This window comes from Williamsia sp., from assembly GCF_016462415.1.
Classification (GTDB): domain Bacteria; phylum Actinomycetota; class Actinomycetes; order Mycobacteriales; family Mycobacteriaceae; genus Williamsia_A.
The window spans coordinates 1-5,281 of record NZ_JAEMTF010000166.1; the positions used below are offsets into that span (position 1 = coordinate 1).

At 69.6% G+C, this 5,281-nt stretch carries 5 protein-coding genes; 1 reads left to right on the forward strand and 4 read right to left on the reverse strand.

Annotated elements, in window-relative coordinates:
• The first annotated feature begins 343 nt into the window (after positions 1–343).
• Positions 344–1,192: a mycofactocin oligosaccharide methyltransferase MftM gene (mftM, locus tag JHC79_RS22440; RefSeq protein WP_296395064.1), complete on the forward strand. Its 849-nt coding sequence runs from the start codon at positions 344–346 to the stop codon at positions 1,190–1,192.
• A 4-nt stretch (positions 1,193–1,196) separates the two neighbouring features.
• Here the strand turns inward: mftM and JHC79_RS22445 are convergent, their stop codons facing one another.
• The 4 genes from JHC79_RS22445 to JHC79_RS22460 form a co-directional block, all read right to left on the reverse strand.
• Positions 1,197–1,829 carry a response regulator transcription factor gene (locus JHC79_RS22445; RefSeq protein WP_296395066.1) on the reverse strand — a complete coding sequence of 211 codons (633 nt, stop codon included), beginning with the start codon at positions 1,827–1,829 and terminating at the stop codon, positions 1,197–1,199.
• Positions 1,826–3,166, reverse strand: a complete 1,341-nt coding sequence (locus JHC79_RS22450) for a sensor histidine kinase (RefSeq protein ID WP_296395068.1) — start codon at positions 3,164–3,166, stop codon at positions 1,826–1,828. The genes JHC79_RS22445 and JHC79_RS22450 overlap by 4 nt, the downstream gene beginning before the upstream one ends.
• 1 nt (position 3,167) lies before the next feature.
• Entirely contained in the window at positions 3,168–4,385 is a 1,218-nt protein-coding gene (locus tag JHC79_RS22455; protein WP_296395070.1) for an iron-containing alcohol dehydrogenase, read from the reverse strand.
• A gap of 59 nt (positions 4,386–4,444) precedes the next feature.
• Positions 4,445–5,281 (reverse strand): HoxN/HupN/NixA family nickel/cobalt transporter (locus tag JHC79_RS22460; RefSeq protein WP_296395072.1); only part of this gene is annotated, 837 nt, incomplete at its 5' end.

The following is a 5,281-nucleotide window of genomic DNA, read 5'->3' on the forward strand; positions in this document are numbered from 1 at the left end:
CGAGGCTCTCGGTGACCAGCTCAGCAGGATCGGCGACGGGGGCGGTGACGTCGGCGGACGGGGTGGAGGTGTTCTCGGCCATGATGGTCCTCTCGATCGGGCTGTGATGTGAGCTCAGACTAGGAGTGCGCCGCGCTCCGGCGGGCCGTCCGAGCATCGAACCGACCGTTCGGAACGTCGACCCGCCCGATCGGGTAGGTGACCCACCCGCCACCAGGCCGCGATCGACCATCGTGCCGGTCGGACTCCCTCCGGGCGGGCCCGCTCGTCCGGGCCGCACACCTACCGTCGGGAGATCGGCCCGAGCGAAACGGCTCAGGCTCTTCACAGAAGTGAGACGGACGTGACGCTCGCCGCACCCCCGATCGCACGTCGGCTCGACTCCTTCGCCCCGACACCGCCCGGCGTGTGGGACCGCGGCTCCGTCCACGTCCGTCGCGACCGCAGCCGACCCGCCGGTTCCATCAGCGCTCGTCGCCACGGGGACGTCATCCTCCTGCGCCACAACCTGACCGCAGCCCATCTGTCGGACAGCCTCGTCGGCCGCACGACATCGGCGATCGCGGATGCGGGCGGCGGACGAACCGAGTTCGAGGCCGCGATGGTGGGGCTGGTCCGGACCACCATCGACGACCCCGGTGACGCGTGGACGGTGTTCTACCGCAACTCGATGCACGAGTTGCGCAGCGGTGCTGCACCGTTCGCGCCCATCCACGAGCGGGCCATCGCCACCGTGGTCGGATCGGTCCTCGACCTCGGGTCGTGCTTCGGCTTCTTTCCCCTGCGCCTGGCGGCCGCCGACCCGACCCGCACCGTGGTCGCCACCGACCTCCATGCCGACACCATGGCGTTGCTCGACGCCGTGGCACCGCGTCTGGGCATCACGATCGACACCGTGCCCTGCGACGCCTCATCGCTCCCGTTCCCGGACGCATCGTTCGACACGGTGACCGCTCTGCATCTGCTCGAGCACGTGGATCGCGCGACGGGGCACCGCGTACTCACCGAGGCCTGCCGCGTCGCCCGGCAGCGGGTCATCGTGGCGGTACCCTACGAGGCCGAACCCGCCGCCTGCCACGGACACGTACGCTCGTTCGACGACTCCGAACTGCGCTGCGCGGGCGTCGAACTCGGGTACGACTTCGTCGTCACCGACCACCACGGCGGGTGGCTCACGATCGACGTGGGATGAGCGGTCAGATCAGGCCCGCCTTGCTGGCCTCGTAGACCGCCTCGGCGCGACGTCGGACACCCAGCTTGCGCATGATGTTGCTGACGTGGAACTTGGCCGTTGTCGCGGAGATGAACAGCGAGGAGCCGATCTGCGCGTTCGACAGTCCGGTCGCGAGGAGTTTGAGCACCTCCAGCTCCCGATCGCTGAGGCGGTTGTCGGCCGTCGCGCCGCTGGTCATCGACCGCACCATGGCCGACGCGCTGCGGGAGTCGAAGGCCGATTCACCGCGGGAGACGGCACGGATCGCCCGGACCAGTTCGGTCGTGTCCACGTCCTTGACGACGTAACCGCGCGCACCCGCGTGCACTGCCTCGACGACGAGGCGCTCGTCGAGCGACGTCGTCAGCACCAGAAGACCCATCCGCGGATGCGACCGGGACAATTCGGCACAGAGCGCGAGTCCCTCGAAATCAGAACCGGCAGAGAGCTTCAGGTCGATCAGCACGACGTCGGGGACGAGGTGCCCGGCCACGACGACCGCCTCCGCCTTGGTCGCGGCCTCGCCGACGATGGTCAGGTCGGGCTCGCGTTCGAGGACCGATCGCAACCCCTCGCGCAGGATGGCGTGGTCGTCGACCAGCGCGATGGTCGTCACGGCCCGTCCTCGTCGTCGACCTCGGGCCGTGCGGCGCTCAGCGGGATGGTGGCGACGACCCGCACACCGCCCAGACGTGAACGTCGGACGCGGAACTCGCCGCCGGCGTCGGCGACACGGTCGGCCATGTTGACCAGCCCCCGGTGCATGCCCCCGAGGTCACCGCGGCGCGCGACGCCGAGCACCGAACGCAGCGCGCCGGGCTCACCGCATCCGTCGTCGTCGACGGCGAGGCTCACCTGATGGGTCTCGTAGCGGAGTCGGACCCGGGCGCGGGTGGCCTCGGCGTGCACCGCGGTGTTGAACAACGCCTCACCCGCCACCCGAATCAGGGTGTGGTCGACGTCGCCGGGCAACTCGACGGGGGCGCCCCCGACATCGACGGTCACGGTCAGTTCACCGGGCATGTGCACGACGCCGAGCTGGGCCAACATGTCCGGCAGCGACGACTTGTGGTGGTCGGCGGAGTGTTCGAGGGCGTAGATGGCCGACCGCAGCTGGTCCACGGCCCGGCGCGTCAGGTCCTTGGCGAGATCGAGCCGTTCGCGGCGCTCGTCGGCGGGGATGTCGTTGCGGCACACCTCGATCTGCATGCCCGCCGACAGCACGGCCTGCGTCACGCTGTCGTGCAGCTCACGGGCGATCCGGTGCCGCTCCTCGTCGAGGACGCGATTGCGCTGCGCGGCACCGAGTTCACGCTGGGCGGCCTCGAGTTCGGCGTTGCGCGACTCCAGGTCGGCAGCGGTGCGCCGTGCGTGCTCGAGCACCGCCGAGTTCTGCAGCGCGACCGCCGTCTGCGAGGCCAGGATGCTGAGGACCGCGGCATCGGTGGCGTCGATCGGACGACGCGTCCATGCGGCGAGCGCGCCGACGTGCCCACCTCCGAGCGCCAGCGGGACACAGACGAACCGGTTGTCGACGACCACCTCGTCGCCGATGCCGGCCCGGCGGATGTTGTCCAGCAGGTCGACCACGTCGTCGGGCAGCGGCGGCCCCTCGACATCGCCGACCAGGTACGGCGTGCCGTCGGGGCCGAGGACGAGACACCGCGGACCGGCGTCGACGAAGGTCCCGTCGGCGAGCGCGAACACCGCCCACTGCGCGTCGAGATGCACCCGGGCGGCCTCGACCACCTCACAGATGAGACGTTCGGGTCCGTCGGACGTACGCACCAGGGCGCCGGCGATCAGTCCGAGCGACGACAGCGTGCGCTTCAAGCGGGCCGTCGCCCCGCGGTACTGCGGGTAGAACGTGGACTTGCCGGTGCGCAGACCGGTCAGTCGGGTGAGGTCGCTCTCCTCGGCCATCGCCGCCACGAGTTCGGAGACATCAGGCATCTCAGAGCGCGACCCGGAAGAGTGCCTCGGCGTCGGTGAGCGATACCGGCCGTGGGTTCGTGGCCATACACGCGTCGCGCAGGGCCGACGCGGCCAGACGCGGGATGTCGGACTCACGCACACCGAGTTGGCCGAGGTGGCGCGGCACGCCGACCCGACGAGCCAACGCCTCGACTGCGTCCGCGACGGCCAGGGCCGCCTCGTCGGCCGGGCCCCGGGCCTCGTCGAGCCCGAGACCCAGCGCGATGGTCACGAACGGCGCCGGATCGGCAGCCGCGTTGAAGCGGATCACGTGCGGGAGCAGGACCCCGTTGATGACGCCGTGCGGTAGGTCGAGCAGACCGCCGACCTGATGGCTCAACGCGTGCCCGGCACCGAGGATCGCGTTGGTGAAGGCCAGTCCGGCGTCCAGGCTCGCCTGCGCCATCACCGAGCGCGCCCCGACAGCCAGCGGATCGGTGATGCACGCCCCCAGCGACCCCATGACGGTGTTGATCGCGCGGAGTGCGTGGTGGTCGGTGAGCGGGTTGTGAGCGCGGGAGACGAACGCCTCGATGCCGTGTGTCAACGCGTCGAGACCGGTCGCGGCACTCAGCCACTCCGGCATCGTGGTGAGCAACCGCGGGTCGATGACGGTGATGTCGGGCACCAGTGCACGACCGAGGATGGTGACCTTGGTGTCGCGGGTGGTGTCGGTGACGATGCAGAACTGCGACACGTCGGCACCGGTGCCCGCGGTGGTCGGCACCATGATCAACGGCGGGATCGGGCCGAGCACGCGATCCACACCCTCGTAGTCGAGGATCTGGCCACCGACACCGGCGAGGATGGCGATGCCCTTGGCAGCGTCCATCACCGATCCACCACCCAGCGCGACCAGCACGTCGCACCCCGCCGACTGGTACACCTCGTGGCCCGCGGCGATCTCGTGGTCTTTGGGGTTCGGGGTGAGGTCACTCCACACGGTGGGCTCGAGTCCGCACGCCCGCAGGTGCGCCTCGACCTCGCTCGTCCAGCCGGCCTCGACCAGACCCGGATCGGTGACCAGGAGCGGGCGCAGACCGCCGAGCCGGACCGCGGCGTGCGCGGCCTCGACCGTCGAGTCGACGCCGAAGACGATCTCCGGGGCATGGAACTTGACCACCCGACCGTGGTCGGCGAAGGCACTCGAGACACCGGTCGCCGCCTGCGCATGCACAGCAGCGACCCCGGAACCCATGTGACCCAGCTTACAACCGCGCGCACGCAATCCACCTGCCCGTTCGGGCAGGTGACGGGTCACGGGCTGGAGGGTGACCGGGCGCTCACCACCCCGGTCTCCAGGGCGTCGAAGCGGTCGTCGACCTTGGCGATCTTGTAGTAGATCAGCGCCGCGATCCACACCACGAAGAACGTCCCGACCACGAATTGGCCGACGCGTTCGAGGTTGATCGCCGCGATGACGTCCCAGATGCCGCCGGCGAGGCCGAACTCGTCGCCGAGCAGCGACAGCAGCTGCAAGGTGCCGATGACGAACGCCAGGAACACCGACAGCCCGGTCATCGTGATGTTGTAGTAGATCTTGCGGACCGGGGTGACGAACGCCCACCCATAGGCCTTCGACATGAAGACCCCGTCGATGGTGTCCATCGTGGTCATCCCCGCGGCGAAGAGCACCGGCAGCGCGATGATGGCCAGTGGAGGCAATCCCCCGGCGATGGCCGTGGTGCCCGCGACCGCGAGCAGTCCGACCTGGGTGGCGGTGTCGAAGCCCAGCCCGAACAGCAAACCGAGTGGGTACATCTGCCACGAGTGGTTGATCAGCTTGTCGTAGCGTCCGCGGAACAGGCGGTTCATCAGGCCACGCTTGGCCAGCAGTTCGTCGAGGGAGTCGTCGGAGAACTCCCCGCGCTTGGCTCGCCGCCACACTTTCACGATGCCGTAGAGGACCATGATGTTCAGTCCGGCGATCAGGTAGAGGAACGTCCCCGACACCAGGGTGCCGACGATCCCGCCCGGCCCGGAGAACGCCTCCTGAAAAGCCGTGGCCTTCGCCGCGACGATCGCGATCGCGCCGACGAACACCAGGACCACCGTCGAATGGCCCAGGGAGAAGAACAACCCGACGGCCAGGGG

What these genes read in the sequence shown, in the direction of transcription:
- JHC79_RS22450 (WP_296395068.1), bottom strand. Translation starts at nt 3,166, where the DNA reads ATGCCTGATGTCTCCGAACTCGTGGCGGCGATGGCCGAGGAGAGCGAC.
- JHC79_RS22455 (WP_296395070.1), bottom strand. Translation starts at nt 4,385, where the DNA reads ATGGGTTCCGGGGTCGCTGCTGTGCATGCGCAGGCGGCGACCGGTGTC.